This window comes from Lacinutrix salivirga (assembly GCF_053604675.1).
Genome location: NZ_JBSHNP010000141.1, coordinates 24,243 through 42,468, shown reverse-complemented (window position 1 = coordinate 42,468; position 18,226 = coordinate 24,243). Strand labels below are relative to the sequence as shown.

Below are 18,226 nucleotides of genomic sequence, written 5' to 3'. Positions count from 1 at the left end.
ATATAATAGATTAATTAAAATGAACAAAGAAATAAAAACAGAAAATAAAGACGTCGATTGGAGGAAAATAGTTGAACAAGCCTATATGGGTATCATACAAGGTTCCTTGAATAGAATAGCTGTTTTTGGTCACGATACAATTTTAAACAATATCATAAGATTAGTTGTTAATGTAAATACAGGAGTAGAAAAGGAAAATCAAAATGCAGATGAAGTTTTAATCGCTTCAGATAAGTTTTCCATATTTAAAAATATGTGGAAGGCAACTCTGGAAATTCTTTATGAAAAATATCTACCAGCAATTGACTATAAGTTTAATTGGACAATAGAAGCAACACCATATACCCTTACAATCTGTAAACTTACAGAAGCTCATTTTGAGGATAATGAAGTAAAGCATCTTATGAAATTGGCTAAACTTGATGATCGCGACATAGAGGACAATTTTTCCAAGCTTGTTAAAGATTTAGGACTAAAAAAAATGAATCTTGACGGACACCTAGAAAAAAGATTCAGTGATGCAATTCTACCATTAAATAACAAAAAGAAATTAGAGCTTCTTTTTCGATTAATGAATTTTCCACCATTGCAGGAACTAACTCTTTTTTATAGACGATATGTAGAAAAAGTAAATAGGGAGCATAAGGAATTAAGTGTAGGTTTTACAACCATTGCAGAAGTAGAAATGCCAAAAATTGGTATGAGCGAAGCTCTTCATTATTCATATTTCCAAATAGATCACGAAGTTTTCAAAAAACACGGTTTAAAAGGTTTTTCTGCACATCCTGAGCTTAAAAATTTTACTAAAGAACTAGAAGATATTCGAGCTAAAGCACATTCCGGAAAAGATGAGTTGAATGATGATATGATTTGTCCTTGTTGTGGCAAAAAACAAACTATTACTTTACCAGAAGAACTACTTCAATATAAGTTATTATTAGAGAATACAACTTTAGCTGAAAAAATTGGGTTAGTGTATTTTGATGAGTTTATCGATGATTACAAAAAATCTATGGCTGATAGATTTGGAAACTTTATACCTAATCTCAATAGAGTTAATAATCCTAAAATTATCATTTTAGTTGAAGGCGAAAGTGAAGAAATTGCTATTCCAATTATAGCTTTCAGAAAACGATTCGTATTATCTCACAGCGATATACAAGTCTATAATGCTAAATCCAAGCAAAAACTGAAAGACGACTTCTTCAATTTTCGGAGTAAATATCCTAAGCGAAAAATAGTCTGCTTTTTAGATACTGACGCTATCAAAGAGAGAGAAGATATTAATAGAGTTATAAATGACCAACAGGATAAATACAGGATGGTATTCATTGAAAACGGAACGTTTGAAGACCTATTTGATTTAGCGTATTCAGTTGATATTCTTAACTACCTATATCCTGAAGGGACTGACATTTTAGTTTCAGATTTTGATCCTTCCAAGGATTTTCTATCAAACATTAAAAAGATATTATTCATTAAAAAGAAGGCGACATTTGATAAAGTATTGTTTGCTCAAACTATCGCTCTCAAAATTGATATTGACTTAATTCCTAAAGATATAAATGAGGTCCTACAAATCGTTGAAGACCTCTCTAGACCTTCTAAATTTATTATTCAATAACTTTAGCTAAAAGGTACTTTGTTTACTGATGAATATGGATTGTTTTAGAGATGATTAGGTTAATATCCTCATCTAAAAACGAACTTTGTTTCGTTGAGTGCACTATAAAAAGTAGCAACTAATTAAATTTCAGTTAGTTGCTTTTTTTATTATTTAGAGAATAGGTTGTTTTGTCACGTAAATACAAATGTTTTACCTCCAATTCATTAAATAATAAGGTTTATTTACAGGACAGGTTTATACAATTGCAACTACCGTCAAGTCAACAAACCGCTCAATACGAAACCCGTACGCTGGGTGGTGTGAGAGGCGCACCTTGAACTTATTGCTCACGGCCGTCTACTCGATTGTGCGCAGTTTATAATTTGTTTTTTCGAACTTTTGGGAGTATCCTTCGTTAGAAATGAAAGTTAAAATTAAAAAATGATTCTCCAATTCATAATTAATTGTTGTAATATTTGAATTTTGACAATTGGTATTTATTGTATTATCATTAAACGTCTCAGAACTTATCATTTCTTCTGAATATGGATAGCATAATCAGCCATTTATTTTTACAATCCCATTAACTTTAAACTCAATAGTTTTATTACTCTCGATAGATTGAAAAGTTCCACTTCCATCTTCTGGGTCAACTAAAACTTCGATTAATTTCCAATTTCCTATTAATCCGGTTTCGAAATTCTTTTGGTCATCATAACTGCCTGAGATTAATGATCCGATACTCAATAAAAAAATATTTGCTTTTTCATTTTTTTAAGTTTAAGTTATATTACATAAATGTTCGATTCCTTAAAAAAGTTACATTGAATTTTACTTACAACGCATTCAAACGACTGATTTTAGCGATTAATTACTCATTCCCATTTACAAGCAGTCCAAATTATTACTATCAAAACAATCACTTCTATACTGACACAAATAATGTAATGTGGAAGTAAGCTACCACCACCAATTACAAATAGTAGTGTTACTAGACTAGCAATAATATTCATAATTCTATTGGTTTTATAGTTTAATGTTTTAGAAAAAAACACCATCAATACTGGTATATTTAGAAGTAGAGCCGCTATTCCCATGGTAGTTTTTACTTCTCCAAAAATATCAAGCGTATTTTTATTTACTAACTCCACTATTATTGAAAGAATATCAGCAATTATGATATTAAGTATCACTAGAAGCCATAACATTGATAGTTTAGTTTTTATACCCATATTTAAATTTTAAAAATTATACCCTAAATGCAACTTAGGCTCACCAAAAAAGAATTGAGATTATTTAATGTTCATTCGTTAAAACTTTGCCAAACGGACATCGTATTTGTGTATGAATAGTTGCGGGAAAACCTGCTCGATTTTTCTGCCGTAACCGAAAGATAGTTAACAAGATTGAATGTCCGATATGCAATTCAGCTGCAATTAATTATACACATTGTCGTGCAAAGTTTTGTTTTTAGATGGACTATTCTAGTCAATTTTGAATAATCGTCTTTACAGAAAATTTATTTTTTGATAAAGTCGTATCGATTTCAAAACTTATCTTGTCAATAGAAAAATCAGGATTATTATTTTCACGAATTAATTTTACAATCCTTATTCTCTCTTTGTGAAAAGTTGATTTTTTTATTGGTTGCCCCCTTTTAAACTTTGTTTTATTAATATGAGTAATTAGTAAATCTTTAACTTTATGATCCTTAACATCAAATTCTATTGTTTCTAATTTAAAGTCTTTTTTAAAGGTTGAAGTTTGTTTTGTTGAGGAACAACTAGTAAGAATTCCACTGATAAATGTTATTGCCAATATTGATTTAAGTGTTTTCATAAGTTCATTATTTAGTTGTTTTTTTAAAAATGTTGCTCAACGTTCTTGACTATGAGTATTCGCGTGGTTTATCACTTAACTTTGCAAGTACGCAACAAGTTGTAAATTCCACAGGAATTTAAAAAGTAGGCGATAACAAGCAATTACTTATAGCCATTGTTGTAGGCAGTGCTTTATTTCTATTTGTTCTTAATTTCTAGTGACTTTTGTTTTATCCAATTAACAGAAATACTAATTGGTTCTGTCATATTGGTATTATGTCCTAATGATGGAAACAAAATATACTCAAATGGTTTGTTCTCTAATTTTAAAGTATTTAGATGCTCAATACACATTTTCACAGGAATTTGAATGTCTTTTTCTCCAAAAATCCAAAGACCAGGAATCGATAGTTTTTTTAAAATCTCTTTTGGGTCAGTAGCTTCAAATTGATATTTATCAGGGTCGTTTTTAATGTGTTCACGTGCATTTTTTTCTGTGTGATTATCCCAAAAATCGGTTCTCCCATTTGTGTAAAATTGAAATCTCAATTGTTCAAGGGTAGTTATTGTAGGGCTACTCATTAAGACCATAAATTTCACTAATGGATTTTCATTTGCTGCAATTGGGATTATCCAACCAGCTTGACTCGCACCAATAAGTCCAATAGGTAAATCTTTTTCTTTCTTATGAATTACATAAACAGCAGAATTTACATCTTTTGCTAATAAATTAAGATTCTCAACACTAATGTTATTCGTTCCTACTTCAGGTCCTGCATAAACTCCACCAGATTCTCCAACTCCACGTTTATCATATGTCAATACTAAAATATCATTCTTGGCTAACAATTCAGCGAATTTGGTCATTCGAGGTACTTGGTCAGAACCGTGAACAATGACAACTGCTGAATGTGGATGATTAGGACTATAAATTGTACCAACCAATTTGACTCCTTCACTTTCAAAAGTTACATTTTCTGTTTTTATAAAATCATTCGATTCAGCTTTTCCTTGAACAGGCATCGTCTTTTTTTGTTCTATTGATTTATTGCAACTAATCATTGTTACAAATAGAATTAGTAATAAAAGTGGACTTCTTAATTTTATCATTTAATTTTCTTCATAGTTTTGGTCGCATTACCTACAACGGTCAACATCTATTCCTTTCGGATGCGTAGCATACACAGGATAGGCTATGGCTACGCATCTATGATGTATAGACATTGTTATTGGTGCGTTTTGTAAGCCTACTCGTTGACCTAAATTATAATAACAGAATTTAGTCGATGCTTAGACATACGTTGCCTTTTAATTTATGTATTAGAATAGTTAGGGTTTTGTATGCGAAGATTTTCTGAAGAATAATCAGACCTAACAAAATCCCAACTGTCTTTGATTTGGCAACAAACCGCAATTATTTTATACAATGTTGTACAACTTTTTTATTCTTTATTTTGTTCCGTAATAGTTTGTAAATTGTCTTCCGTAATAATTTTTTTGTCAGACTTATTGTTATCTGAACAAGAATTAAAAAGATAGACCGATTAATCCTAAAATAACTACTTGCGGTCTCATTCTTTATTGTTTTAAATTGATTAAAATTATTTATAAATAACTATATCAAAAATTCTTCTGGTTCTCCTGAAATGTTGCATAACGTATGAGTATCTGTATATAAACCTCTTCACTAAAAATATGAATATGCAATTGCAATTCTTTTTTTCTTTAATATAACTTGTAAGATTTTCTCATGAGTCATACTGCTAAACTACAACATCCTTAAGCTAAAAAACGTTCACCTAAGTTAAGAAGAGAGGTTTATTTCTTCTCTTTTTTAATAATTCTTGATCTCAGTCTACTTAGAGACTGAGGTTTAATTCCTAAATAACTTGCCAATTGATGTTGAGGCACTCGTTGTATTAAATCCGGTCTTTTTTCTAACAATTTTAAGTAGCGTTGTTCTGGTGAAGATGTCTTAAAGTTATCAAATTTTATCTGTTCTTTTGCTAAAAGTTCTTCTGATAATATTCTGCAAAGCGATTCAAATTTTGGAAATTTTTTAAAAATTTCAGTTTCCATATCTGGGTTAGAAATTGTAATTATGGAATCTTCTGTTGCGGTGATATAATATTCAGAGGGTTTTTTAGTAAGGACACAATGTGGTGTAATTCCCTCCATTTCTGTATAAAATGCTGTAGTTTTTTCAACGCCCTTAATTACATAATAAGTCCTTATACATCCATTTAGAACAAAATAGCCCAAGTTTGATTTTTGACCTTCTTTAAGTAATATAGTTCCTTTGTTTATCTGTCTAAAAATATCTAAATCTAAAATCGCCTGTTTTTCTTCATTAGTTAAACTTATATATTTTGATATAAAGTTAAAAAGTTTTTCCTCCAAAATCTTTTTTACTAGTTATTTATGTAACCATTGTCGGTTAATTTTCAACAAACAAAATTAAGAAATTTCTAATCATTAAATATGATGATCTATTCTTACATTGAATAATGATACTGTTATTATCAATAAATATTTAAAAGTAAAATTTATACGTAGTGTAATTGAACTGTATTACAGTAGTGTTTTATTCATCTAATTCTAGCAATGTTTTATCAAATTGCCAATTATTATTAACCTTAATAAATCGCTTTAACCTATAACCGAAAATTACAGATATACCAACAACAGCAGAATCTCGATTTTTGTTAAACGTAATTTTACTTAATTCTTTTGGTATTTTATATTTTTTTGAATATTCACGTTCTAATATTGCTCTTGCATTTTCAAGTCTTTTTCCTTGATTGAAAGAACCAAACCCGAATTTTAATTTACCATTAATCTTCTTCCGATAGTAGTCCGTCAAGATTAGTAGTTTTAGTGAAGCCTCATTACAATTAGGGCGATTTAAAAAAATTGAGTCTTTAAAAATATATTTTGGTGTTTTTAATGAATAAGGTGCAGGAAACGTCTTAAAATCAGGTGAATCTAAATCTTCTACTAAGCTAACTTTTATTTCTTTATTTACAATTTTGTATTTTAGATTAGTGTATCGGATGTTTTGTTTTGTTTCTAAACAAAATACGAGTTTGCTAATTTCCGCGATATCTTTTTCTAATTGATTTTCAGTTTCTTGTTTTACAATGTTCTCCGTTTCAACTTCCCAAGCATTAAAAAACGCATCAGCTTTTTTATTCTTGTAACTTTTACAGGAACATAGAAAAAGTACGATAGGGATTATTTTAAAAACCGTCTTCATAAAAATCTTCTTCTTCTAATAGTTCTTCAGTATAGCTATATGTACTCATTTCGTTATCAAATTCTTTAATTATTCGATATACTATCTCTGCATTGTTTTCTTTGTGTCTTCTTGCCCAAAACGAATAGACCCAATGAGTATAACTTACAAAATCTGAATCTCTGAATCCCGAAATTAATGCTTTCATTTCCTGGCTTTCTATTTTACTGTAAATAGTATCTGATAGCACGCCAACTGAATTACTTCGAGCATTTAATTCTTTTAACAATTCTTTGTCGTTAGCTATTTCTTCATAGCTTTTAAGTAAGATTTTAACGGTTCTTTCAAAGCCAGAGGCTTTATAAGAGTTTCTAGTTTTTAATAAAACATAGGCGTACGCTTTGTTTTGGTCAAATAAATACTTTATGTTTTCTGGACTTCTATCTACAGTACGCCATAGATAATGCAAATAACTATTTAAGCTCGGCGATTTTATTAAATATTCAGTATTTAATTTTGATTGACTATTATTTCTGTTTGGATTGACTAAATCACTCAAATAATATAAAAATTGATAATCTGTTGCGTTTGTATCGTTACCGTTTTCAAAAACTAAACTGTGGTAGATGGTGTTTGCTAGCGTATCGGATATAATGCTTTTAGAAGAAAAATCTAAAACAGAAATAAGTTTCCTTAGATTTTCGTTTTCTTTTTGAAGTTTAGAATTCGTTTCAGAAACAGACTTATGGTCTTTTTTAGAGGATGCATTAAGTTCGGCTTTAGGTATTTCAATCCCTTGTTTTTCTGATTTTTTGCAACTAATAGTTGTAATTATGATTAGGGCAAGAAGAAGTTTTTTTCTCATATTATAATCTTTTCATTTCTTATTCAAATTTTTCATACAGTATTGTTGGTACACGTATTTATTCAATTTCACAAGTTCAATTTCTTGTGGTTCTCTATTAAACAGTACTGCATTTATTTTACTATCGTCAACGCTTTTTATAATAAAAGGACTACTCAAGCCTATAAATATTACCGAGTATCCTTCAAAACTAATAGTCTTATAACTCAGTTTTCTGATATATTTTCCGTTATCTGTATACTCATATAAAATTGAATCGTTTTTGAATTCTAAAATTTTTTGAAAATCCTTATTTTTTTTTGAATAATTAATGCTAAACTTACTTCCTGAAAGGGTTACGTAATTATCTTGATTTTTAAGCTTTTCGGGTATTTTATAATAGGTCACGTTATTCGATTCACTTATAGCTCCAAAAGCTCCAATCTTATTTAAATTGGAATTTCCAATAATAGAGATGCTATCTTTAGAGTACTTTTTAATTGTTTCGTAGTTTTTCAATTCTTTATTATAGACAATTTTGTCTGATTCTACTTTATAAGTGCCAGTTGTATTTTGTGGAATACACTCAAAACAAAATGCGTTGTATTCTCCATTATTAAATGAAACTATGTTTCCATTTAAGCCAAATTTTAATGTAGGTTGCTTAGTGGAATAGCTTGATGTTCCTATCCAAGTTCCACTTATAGTTTTAGTACTTTGACAGGAAATTAAAAATGATATTAGTATAATTATGATAAGTTTCTTCATATATATGGTCACGGTTTAGACTATAAGTAGTTGCATGTTTAGCACGAACTTATTAAGCCTTCCTGCTCCTAGGCTAGCACACACCAAACTGAAAATCCTCGCAGATTTTCATATGTAGGTGAGAACAAGCAATTACCTATAGCATTGTTGCAAAAGTTTATTTTAAATTAATTTTGTATTCATTCCCAATTTGAGCTAATCCCTTACCATAATTTTTTTCAAAATCAGGTTCAGAATGCGTAACAGCGGACTTCCATATATCTCCAAATTTTTCTGTTCCATATTTTTCAATTAGATATTTAACAAATGAACCAGCTACATAGCTTTCATTTAAGCTATGACCTCCATTGTTTCTTTTACCATTTCCATTTTTAGTCAAATCAGTAATTTCAAAAGCTTGATTAGCATTAATGTATTCTAAGGCATACTCATCTAGTTTGCCACTATAAAACTTGTCATTATCAATGTAATAATTGAAGCCTTCATCTATTAGAAGTGCATATTCAGAATCATTTGGGATAAATCCCCAAACTGTCTGTGTTATAACATGTCCAACCTCTTGCCCACCTTTGGCATTTTTTGGTAAGTAATATACATTTGGGGCAATTACGTGAGCATCGCTATTAACTTGAGTTAGTGCTATCTTTTGATTCTTGTCTTTAAAAAGAAAATAGATTACTTTAGGATATTCTTTCTTTTCTATTCCCATTAACCTAACAATGTGTGTAAAATTCTCTTCTTGTGTATCTGATATTTCTTCAGTCAGTTTTGAGTCAATAGATTTGTCAAAGTAGAATTTAAAATTATCTGATGATTTTAAATTCCAAGTATTATTTTGAATAAGAAATTCTTCAGAATTCATTTCCATAATAGTTCCTGTTTTCAGGATTCTTTCTTCCTTGTTACTCTTATATATTTTATTACCACAGCTTGATAATAAAACAAAACTTAATACATATGCTATTTTTTTCATTTCTTACTTAAATTTTTCAAATCAATTTCCTTAAAATATCTGTTCTGTCTATAATTTTTAACGCAGTACCTTAAATTTGCTTTTCCTACTTTTCTTGCAGTGTCGTTTTCAATAGAAGCCCTTGCTATGAAATAACTAAATTCGAGTTGACTGTCTTTAAATCTTTTTTTCCCTTTTTCAAAAAAGGCAATTCCCATTTCAACATCTTTAAGGTAGTTGATATAAAAATCATAATATATATCCAAGTTTGCTTTTAAAACTCTATTCTCAAAATTATCCGTGCTGTTCAGCATTTTATTCGCAAAATAATTTGCCTTTTTTAAATTGCCGATTTTTTTGTTGTAAACAAAAAGCATATGAGTTTGAGTTGAATAGCCATTTACTTTTGAATCGTATTCAAGTAACTGATTTAAAGCATTTTCATTTTTGGTGTCTATACTCATTTCTATTAAAGAGTAAAAATCATCCTCTTTTATTCTTGTATCGATACCATATTCTTTTTTATTCTTTGTTTGATAATGCTCAAGATATTCTTCTATGTCAAAATCTTCTTTTTTAGATGCTGTATAAAAGTCATCTATATTTCTGTAATCTTTAAATAAAAATTTCAATCCTTGTATTAATGAAATTGGTGGCATTTCATTGTGATTAGCATTAAATTCAAGTATTCTCAAATTGTCTTTGGAAACTTTATTCTTTATGTATTTTGCAAATTCATTAAAGCCAAAGTCTTTTGTGCCATAACCAATAAATACATTTATCTTTTCATTTTTTGCTAAATAAGATGCTACTTTTCTTTTAAAGTTTATTGACTCTCCGCTTATTGAGAGAGAAATAATACCATTAAAGGGGTTATTGTTTTGAAATGGCAAACACATAACAAAGTGAGCAGTATTTGAATGTCCGATTATTGAATTATATCCAGATGTGCTATAGTTTGAATTGATGTATGGAATAACATCGGCAATCAAGAAGTTTTTTAGTTTTTCTGAACCTTCCAAATAAATAGTTTCATCTCCACTTGGATATTGACTAAAATTTGGTCTTGTCTCATAGCCTCTGTCATTATGAAATATTCCAACCACAATGGATTGCGGTATTGCATCTGTTGCGTAATCAATGTCATCTTCGATTGTAAGTTTACTAAGCTGTGTAACATAATTTGAAGTTAAATCAAATAGGCCATTTCCATCCAACGTATATATAACAGGGTATTTCTTAAAGTTATCATAGTCTTTAGGAAGCATTATTTTAATCATTCTTTTTTGGTCTGGAAAAAATTCAGATTCCAGTTCAATAACATCATATTCTAATATACTTTTATCGGTTTTAATCTGACCGAATGATAATTGAGAGATAAGTAAAAAACTAAAAATGTAAAAGATTAATTTCATAGATTATTTTTTGTTTAAACTTATGCACGACGTGTTTGTATGTGGTTTGTTGCGTGGTTTAAGCACCCAATTTAGCAAATAATACAGAATAGAAAATCCGCTAGGATTTTCGTAAGTAGGCTAGAACTAGCAATAAATTATATACGGTGTTACCACCAGTTATTTTTTCAACTTCCAACTATTTTTCCAATTGGATAAAAATTCTCAATCATTTCTGATTTAGTTTTACGACCTCCCTTAATAAGCATATAAGAACCTCCCCAAATAATATTTGGATAGTCTAAAATCTGCTTTGTTGCTTCGCCTACAGATGAAACTATTTTTGCTTCTGGACTTAATATTTTTTCAATCGCTTCGCTTGTTGAAAACCATTTTACGTTTAACATACTTTCAGGGATTTTTAATTCTCCAGTTATTAATTTACAGCTATAATGCTGTCGGAAAGATGGTTTTTTGTTGTCGCTGTGGAAATACATAAAAATTCCTTGAAGTTGAGGCGTAGAAACTTGCAAGCCAAAGTCAGTTGCTAAATTTAATAAACCCTTATTCGTTGTAACTTCAGTATTGTGCCTTAAAGCTGGTGTCATCCATCCGTTTTCGTGTTTCTGCAATAAAATTTCTCCTTTTTCATTGAAAATAATAAGTCGTTGAATGGTATAACTATCATTTCCAGTTTCTTGAGCAATTGATTTTAGTCCAAAAAGAATAACAAATGACAGTAGAAGTAATTTTTTCATATATTTTTAATTTTCTGTTAATATTCTATGCAAATATGCAAAACGATACTAATAAATAAGTTCAGAATTATAAATCTGAACTTATTTTTTTAATGATTTTTGATATTCCGAAGGTGTTTGTCCTGTCATTTTTTTAAAAGTTGTATAGAATGTAGATTTTGAGTTGAAACCACTTTCATAACCAATAGCTTCGATAGTATATTGATTAGGAACTGAAAGTAATTCTTTTGCTTTTATAATTCTTAATTCATTTATGAACAATGAAAAAGATTTACTAAAGTTATCGTTTAAGAATTGAGATAAAGTATGTGCTGGTATATTTAGTTCTTTTGCGATACTTGTGAGAGTTATATTTGGATTGCAGTAAAGCTCTTTGTCTTTAACAATTGATAGTTTGCTTTCAATTAGTCCCAAAGTTTCTGTATCTATTTCCTTGTTTTTGTATTTTTCTTTTTCTTCGAAAAATGACGTTTTCTTATTATTTTTAAAGATGAATAACAAAATAATTAAGTAAAGTACGAAAGAAAATGATAAAGCTCCTACAATGTAGGATGTATAAGAACCAATATTATAAGCGAGCCAAATAACAGTTACACCAATAAAAACACTTAAGAACCAAATATCTATACTAGAAAGTTTTTCTTTTTTTTGAAAAAGTCTTTGGAAAACGGGTCTTATAACTTTAAATGACAAAATTATATAAATAAGCCATTGAATGTAAATTCCTTTTAAAATCCATTTACTCCAAATAGTTCTATACTCCATATAAGGATAAGCAATACCTAGAATAGTTATTCCAACTATAAATGGTAAAATATTAAGTTTCCATCTGCTTACTTCGTTTTTTATAAAAGATGCAAAGTACAAGTAAAGAAATGGACCTATTAGGATGCAAGCAGAAATTCCAATTTGAATGAAAACACCAGATAGATTTGGATTAAAATAAAAGAAAACCGATTTAATAATTCTGATACTCAAAGTCAGTAACAATAATGCCAAAAAAAAATTCGAAAACTTTTTCTTTTGAGCAATAAATGCAAAGAAAAATGAAAGTAAAAAACCATTAAACGCTCCTAAAGCACTAAAGAAAAAGATGAGTTGGTTTTCAAAATTCATTTATCAAATTATTGTTTTTTCAGCAATCGTGGTCTAATTGGTGGTAACGGTCTCGGCTATGTGTAGTGCGGGATTTCAAGGCAGTTACCTTTCAATTTAGCACTTAGCTTATTTTATGTACTTATTTTCATATTAGCACTTTTACCCGTATTATGTATAGCCATCCTAAGTTTGTATCTATTATTTTTAAAATTATAATAAAAATATTTATTTTTAATTAGAAGGGCTTCTTTTGTTACTTAAATTTAAATATTACCTCTCCATTTTTGTTGATATATGCAGAATGCCCATCTTTTAGATGTACTTTGGCAATTCCACCTTTAAAATTTTCATTATCATATTGCGAAATATCGAAATCTAGTTCGAAAGCTTTATTTCCATTTTTGTCGATATACATATTCTCATTTAGAGGTGTACTTACAACTGCTAAGCCTTCTGAAAAGAAACCGCCATAAGTATATTTAAAATCAATTACCTGATTACCCTTGTAATTTATATAGCCAAAATTACCCTTGGGTTTTCTGGCAAAAATATAATCAGATTTATAAAAATCGTCCGAAATGTAGCTATATTCAGGTGGTACAACATAATTTCCGTTAAGGTCTATTATTCCATACATTTTTGTGTTCTTATCTTTTACTTTGGCATGACCATTCTTAAAATCAGTAGCTGATGAATAATCAAATGGTATAACAGTTTTACCATTTTTATTTATATAACCTTTATTTTTCCAATCGTTTGTTCGAACTCTTATCAAACCTTCGCTCATCTCGTGGACTATATATGGCTTTAATGAAAATAAAAAATCACCATTCATATTTACCACTGTGCTTCTTGTTAGGTGATTATAACGGTGTACCCACATTGTTATAATCCCATTCTTTACACGTTCACCGATGTTTACAGTTTCACCTATTGATGTTTGATAAGCATTTTTCTTGTAAACAGAGACTGGGTCAAGTATAACATTGGCACTTTTGTCAATTATAATTCTTTCCCCAAAAATTGGTTCAACAACTGCATATCCTTCATTAAAAGGATGAGCTTTAGCGTATTGTGCTGCTATTACTAATTCTCCTTTCCTGTTAATAAATCCAAACTCACCATTAATCCTTACAGAAGCTAGACCTTCAGAAAAATCTCGGGACTTGCCATAGGATGGTTGATATTTTGCTTCTATTACCATATTTCCCGATGTATCAATATAGCCTGCTTTAGAATCTTTTTCTTCTCTAACTCTCACATAAGCTAAGCCTTCACTAAAGGAAGCAATTTCTTTAAAAATGGGTTCGGCTACTATATCTCCATTAGCATTAATCAAACCGTAGAATCTACCTTCAGCAGTGCTCTGTTGAAATTTGTAAAGTCTAGTATCATTTTCTTGACTTCTTCCAGGCTGCATAAGAACAAGTAAAAATGTAAATGTCAAAATAAAAATCTTTCTCATATTATAAGTTGTTTTTAGCATTAAATCCAACAGTCTTGTATATGGCATGTAGTGTGTAGATTAGCAATTATTTTTGGTTTAGCCACAAGCCGGACTTTTAAATTTTACCGTTTATTTTTTATTTTTCAGTATGTTTGATAAACATATTCTTTTTTAATTCGTATATCCATTTTGTTTCAATAAAGTCAGATAAATCAATTTCATCACATTCTTCATTTTCTTTTAGTTCAAACAATATTTTTTTGTTCATTACCTTAATTTTACAGTTGTTACATTCAAAATATTCAGTTGTTGAAGACACAGTTAAATTGTCTGAAACATCATTATCCCAACTATAAGTCGAAAAAAAATATTCTTGGTCAAATATTTTTTCTAATTTTTTTAAATCATAAATAATAATTGCTTTGTGAGTTTCTCTCAAACCTCCACCAAGACCAGAATGACCATATGTAGTTTCGGAATAAACTACAAGTTCTTTATAATTTTTTCCATTCACTTGTTTTTTTTCAATTTTGGTAACAGTTCCGTACGAAGGTTCAGGCAATAAATTAAATGTTATGTATTTGTTCTTTTTTTTAAGTGCAATAAGTTCTGGAAAAGTACCTTGAGATAGGATAAAAGCTTTAGGTTTATTCAAAGTATCTATAATCTTCATTTCTAAATATTCTATTGATTCAATAGATGTCGTTTCTATTGGTTTGAACCTTATAGTATCAAGTTCTTCAGATTGCCCATACGTGTTTAGGGAAATTAAAACAATTAATATGAAATGGATGTTAGTCATTTTTTCAAATTACTGGCAACACACGTATTTATTCAATTTTGACCAGTTGGATTTCTTGTGGTTCTTTAGTGAATAATACTGCATTAATTTTACTATCGTCAACGCTTTTTATAACAAAAGGGCTACTTAACCCTATAAATATTACTGAGTATCCTTCAAAACTAATAGTCTTATAATTCAGTTTTCTGATATTCCGTTCGTTATTCGTATACTCATATAGAATTGAATCATTCTTAAATTCTAAAATTTTTTGAAAACCCCTGTTCTTTGAATAATTAATGCTAAACTTACTTCCTGAAAGATTTACGTAATTATATTGATTTTTAAGCTTTTCAGGTATTTTATAGTATATTAAGTTATTCGATTTACTAATAGCTCCAAAAGCTCCAACTTTATTTAAATGGAAATTTCCATTAATAGAGACACTGTCTTTAGAGTATTTTTTAATTGTTTCATAGTTTTTCAAATCATTATTGTAGAAAATTTTATCTGATTCTACTTTATAAGTGCCATTTCTTTTCTGTGGAATACATTCAAAACAAAATGTGTTATATTTCCCATCATTAAATGAAACTATGTTTCCGTTTAAGCCAAATTTCAATGTAGGTTGCTTACTCGAATAACTTGATATTCCAACCCAAGTTCCGCTTATAGACTTGGTACTTTGACAGGAAGCTAAAAATGATATTAGTATAATTATGATGAGTTTCTTCATATTTGTGGTGCGTGTTTGTGTAAGATTAGTTTCGTTGTTTATGCAACTAATCTTATACGGTATTAGTCGTAGTTTTTATCAATCATATTATCAATAGATAGTCGGTTAGTTCAAACAAAGCCTTATTATATCTTGGCTTGAACTGTTGTAATTATTATATCATATCCCATATCTCTTATCAACAATTTATCTCCATTCAATTTTACATTTTGTGTATAACCACTTGTTTCTATTTCCTCTACTTGAATATGTTTAGTATCAATTATAAAAATTCTATGCCTATGCTTATCTTTATATTTTACTATGAGAAATTGAAAATAAAATTTGATATAATCACAGCCTAAAGACCCTAATTCCATTGTGTTAATTGGTGGTCTCCAATTAATAATGATTCCATCTTTGACTTTAATACGCACTAATTCTTTTCCCACTTCATTTTTTTGCCACCAAGCAATAAGATGTCCATTAACTGCGATCTGATTAATATGGATTTCATTTTCTGTGCCAAAATTATCTTTCCAAAAAATACAGTCATCTTTTAATTCGGTGTCAATATTGTCTTTGAACAATTCCTCCTCAATAATGTCTAAAATATCTTTATTCATTTTTATTTAATTATGGCTAACTTGTTATTTCAATATCAAAACAATGTTATTCCATTGCTATTTTGTTAAGTGTCCATCGGTCTCGGCTTTGAGTAGTTGCGTGGTTTTAACACTAAACTTTGCAAGTACACACCAAGCTGAAAATCCGCGAGGGTTTTCAGATATAGGCTAGAAAAAGCAATTATTTATAGTCATTGTTAGCTTTAGTTCTTATTATAATCTTCATTAAGTTTCATAAAATAATAGTCAAAAGAATCCCATTCAACATTTATGGTCAGGTTTTTAAGATTAGCTATGGGTACGCAATTAATAGTAGTAGATTCAGAATAAAGTTTTATTCTCTGAATAAATTCTGTGTTTTGAGAATCTTGAATATATATCTCATTCTCCTTTATTTGAATCTTATTGATATTTCCGATATACAATACAGTTATAGTAAGGTTTTCAATTTTAACAACATAAGTTGAATGTTTATCACAATAAATTATAATTAATTTATCTACAAACCATTTGATGTATGAAAGTCTAAACCCAAAGTCAGAATGATTGCTAATTGGTTTCCAATTAATAACAATTCCATTTGATTTTTTTATTCTAACCCAGCATCTTCCATATTCTTCGTCTTGATACCAAGCGAGTTTGTTTCCAGCAATAGCGACATCTTTAGATTTGATAGTATGATTTCCTTTTTCACTTTCCCAAGAGATTGAGCCATTTTCGTTCATAACATCAAAACCCTCATCCCAAAGACATTCCTCAATAGTTTTCCAAAATTCCATTTTTTCTTAAATTAAATCTAACGGTCTCGTATAACCGTCAGTTACGGGTTAATATGCGTTTATTTTTGGTTTGACACTGACTTTAACAATTCCAATTGGATTCGGACGTAGTCGAATCTGCCGTAATTGCGTTTATACATCTAAAGTTTGATTCTCTATAAATTTATATAATAATAAGAAAGAACAAAAGAGAGAATTAAGGTTATAATATACGGTGAAGCTTCAGACTTCGACAACATTGATAATCCTCTCTCTTTTACTATATTGTCAACTGGCTTTAGTATTCATTTCCGTTATTATCAATAAATCCTTTTTTTCCTAATTCTGATTTAAATTTGGCGAGATTATATTTGAACTCATTTAACTCTTTGAATTTAATTTCTGTTATACCATAATAGCCAAAAAGATTTTTCCTTTGTACTTTTATTGCAAAAGGATTTTTCAAATCTACTGAATCATAATATTCTATAGTGTCATTTTGTTTTATTCCAAACTTATTACCTAAATCTAAAATTAAATAAGTCGGAAAATCAAAGTTTTCATCATAATTAATTTCCTTTTTTGAATTAGCAAAATAAATATCTTTAATATTAACTTTCGCTATTGTATCAATTATTGTCTTTTTTATGCCTTCACTATAGACTGATTTATCCTCTGTAAATTCGATTAAATAGTTTTCGTTATTCTCAATAATTTTCATTTTAAAGTATGCGACTGTACCACAGACTTCGATTATTTCATTTTCTGGATGCTCTATTTGTTTTAAATTTTCATCGAAATACATAAGATTATAATTGCCATCTAATATTTGCAAAGAATTACTGTATCCAGCATAATTTACATACTTCAGTTCTTTTTTCACTATTTTATTATTTTGGTCTTTAATTTTAAATGTATTTCTAACTGTATCTTTAAGAACAGTAAATTCATTAAAAGTCAGTATAAGCTTATCACTTTGCCCAAAAGATAAAATACTCATTCCAAAGAATATCAATATTATTAATGTTTTCATCATTTTTTAGTTTGTATCCAACGTTCAGTGTATGAAACGTAGCGTATAAAAACACACTATGTTTCGGTTTAGCACTGAGCTAATTTTTATATTTTGTTTTAACTTTTCATTTTAAAGCCAAATTAAAAATTTGGCGGTCTTCGAAAATAACACAAATCTTTCGATTCAGCGCTTATTAGCTATGTTTTATACCCCTCTTTTGTTAGCAAATGTTTTTGTTCTGATTAATTCACTATTTTTATCGAAATATTTCCATTCGCCATTTTTTTTGCCTTTTTTGTATTTCCCAACTTCTTTCAATTGTCCGCTATTGTAATAAGACTTTTTTCGCCATTTACTAGGCATAAAAATCCAAAACTCTCTTAACACTCCATTTAAATGGTAATACTTC

At 29.0% G+C, this 18,226-nt stretch carries 19 protein-coding genes; 1 reads left to right on the top strand and 18 read right to left on the bottom strand.

Translation table 11 applies throughout. The annotated features are described in order from the left end of the window. The first annotated feature begins 19 nt into the window (after window positions 1-19). The gene (locus ACVC5O_RS13975) at window positions 20-1,624 is read left to right on the top strand and encodes a hypothetical protein (protein WP_452222107.1); all 1,605 of its coding nucleotides are present in this window, start codon (window positions 20-22) and stop codon (window positions 1,622-1,624) included. 540 nt (window positions 1,625-2,164) lie between these two features. On the opposite strand, the gene ACVC5O_RS13970 is transcribed toward ACVC5O_RS13975, so the two are convergent. From ACVC5O_RS13970 to ACVC5O_RS13885, 18 genes are all read right to left on the bottom strand, one after another. Beyond that, window positions 2,165-2,353: a hypothetical protein gene (locus ACVC5O_RS13970; protein ID WP_452222106.1), complete on the bottom strand. Its 189-nt coding sequence runs from the start codon at window positions 2,351-2,353 to the stop codon at window positions 2,165-2,167. Between the two features lie 128 nt (window positions 2,354-2,481). After that, a complete protein-coding gene (locus ACVC5O_RS13965) occupies window positions 2,482-2,838 on the bottom strand; it encodes a DUF6326 family protein (protein ID WP_452222105.1) in 357 nt (118 codons plus the stop codon). A 256-nt stretch (window positions 2,839-3,094) separates the two neighbouring features. Beyond that, window positions 3,095-3,445: a hypothetical protein gene (locus tag ACVC5O_RS13960; protein WP_452222104.1), complete on the bottom strand. Its 351-nt coding sequence runs from the start codon at window positions 3,443-3,445 to the stop codon at window positions 3,095-3,097. Between the two features lie 179 nt (window positions 3,446-3,624). Continuing rightward, window positions 3,625-4,536 (bottom strand): alpha/beta hydrolase family protein, encoded by a 912-nt coding sequence (locus ACVC5O_RS13955; protein WP_452222103.1) that lies wholly within the window; start codon window positions 4,534-4,536, stop codon window positions 3,625-3,627. Window positions 4,537-5,244: 708 nt separating this feature from the next. Then, window positions 5,245-5,826, bottom strand: coding sequence for a Crp/Fnr family transcriptional regulator (locus ACVC5O_RS13950; RefSeq protein ID WP_452222102.1), 582 nt, complete (start codon window positions 5,824-5,826; stop codon window positions 5,245-5,247). Between the two features lie 184 nt (window positions 5,827-6,010). Then, window positions 6,011-6,682 (bottom strand): hypothetical protein, encoded by a 672-nt coding sequence (locus ACVC5O_RS13945; protein ID WP_452222101.1) that lies wholly within the window; start codon window positions 6,680-6,682, stop codon window positions 6,011-6,013. Then, window positions 6,666-7,526: a hypothetical protein gene (locus ACVC5O_RS13940; RefSeq protein ID WP_452222100.1), complete on the bottom strand. Its 861-nt coding sequence runs from the start codon at window positions 7,524-7,526 to the stop codon at window positions 6,666-6,668. The genes ACVC5O_RS13945 and ACVC5O_RS13940 overlap by 17 nt, the downstream gene beginning before the upstream one ends. A 12-nt stretch (window positions 7,527-7,538) precedes the next feature. Then, a complete protein-coding gene (locus tag ACVC5O_RS13935; protein WP_452222099.1) occupies window positions 7,539-8,273 on the bottom strand; it encodes a hypothetical protein in 735 nt (244 codons plus the stop codon). A gap of 157 nt (window positions 8,274-8,430) precedes the next feature. Continuing rightward, on the bottom strand, window positions 8,431-9,246 hold the full coding sequence (locus ACVC5O_RS13930; RefSeq protein ID WP_452222098.1) for a hypothetical protein: 816 nt from the start codon (window positions 9,244-9,246) through the stop codon (window positions 8,431-8,433). Next, the gene (locus ACVC5O_RS13925; protein ID WP_452222097.1) at window positions 9,243-10,640 is read right to left on the bottom strand and encodes an alpha/beta hydrolase; all 1,398 of its coding nucleotides are present in this window, start codon (window positions 10,638-10,640) and stop codon (window positions 9,243-9,245) included. Before ACVC5O_RS13925 ends, ACVC5O_RS13930 begins: the two co-directional genes overlap by 4 nt. Window positions 10,641-10,807: 167 nt before the next feature. Then, complete coding sequence (locus ACVC5O_RS13920) at window positions 10,808-11,377, bottom strand: hypothetical protein (protein ID WP_452222096.1); 570 nt, start codon at window positions 11,375-11,377, stop codon at window positions 10,808-10,810. An 81-nt stretch (window positions 11,378-11,458) separates the two neighbouring features. Continuing rightward, window positions 11,459-12,493 carry a helix-turn-helix domain-containing protein gene (locus ACVC5O_RS13915; RefSeq protein ID WP_452222095.1) on the bottom strand — a complete coding sequence of 345 codons (1,035 nt, stop codon included), beginning with the start codon at window positions 12,491-12,493 and terminating at the stop codon, window positions 11,459-11,461. 235 nt (window positions 12,494-12,728) lie between these two features. Beyond that, complete coding sequence (locus ACVC5O_RS13910) at window positions 12,729-13,940, bottom strand: WG repeat-containing protein (protein WP_452222094.1); 1,212 nt, start codon at window positions 13,938-13,940, stop codon at window positions 12,729-12,731. A 118-nt stretch (window positions 13,941-14,058) separates the two neighbouring features. Then, the gene (locus tag ACVC5O_RS13905) at window positions 14,059-14,724 is read right to left on the bottom strand and encodes a hypothetical protein (protein ID WP_452222093.1); all 666 of its coding nucleotides are present in this window, start codon (window positions 14,722-14,724) and stop codon (window positions 14,059-14,061) included. Between the two features lie 28 nt (window positions 14,725-14,752). Then, window positions 14,753-15,439 (bottom strand): hypothetical protein, encoded by a 687-nt coding sequence (locus tag ACVC5O_RS13900; protein ID WP_452222092.1) that lies wholly within the window; start codon window positions 15,437-15,439, stop codon window positions 14,753-14,755. Window positions 15,440-15,564: 125 nt separating this feature from the next. Beyond that, window positions 15,565-16,044: a hypothetical protein gene (locus ACVC5O_RS13895; protein ID WP_452222091.1), complete on the bottom strand. Its 480-nt coding sequence runs from the start codon at window positions 16,042-16,044 to the stop codon at window positions 15,565-15,567. Window positions 16,045-16,247: 203 nt separating this feature from the next. Further along, the gene (locus tag ACVC5O_RS13890) at window positions 16,248-16,823 is read right to left on the bottom strand and encodes a hypothetical protein (RefSeq protein ID WP_452222090.1); all 576 of its coding nucleotides are present in this window, start codon (window positions 16,821-16,823) and stop codon (window positions 16,248-16,250) included. Window positions 16,824-17,100: 277 nt separating this feature from the next. Further along, window positions 17,101-17,835 carry a hypothetical protein gene (locus tag ACVC5O_RS13885; RefSeq protein WP_452222089.1) on the bottom strand — a complete coding sequence of 245 codons (735 nt, stop codon included), beginning with the start codon at window positions 17,833-17,835 and terminating at the stop codon, window positions 17,101-17,103. Window positions 17,836-18,226 lie beyond the last annotated feature (391 nt).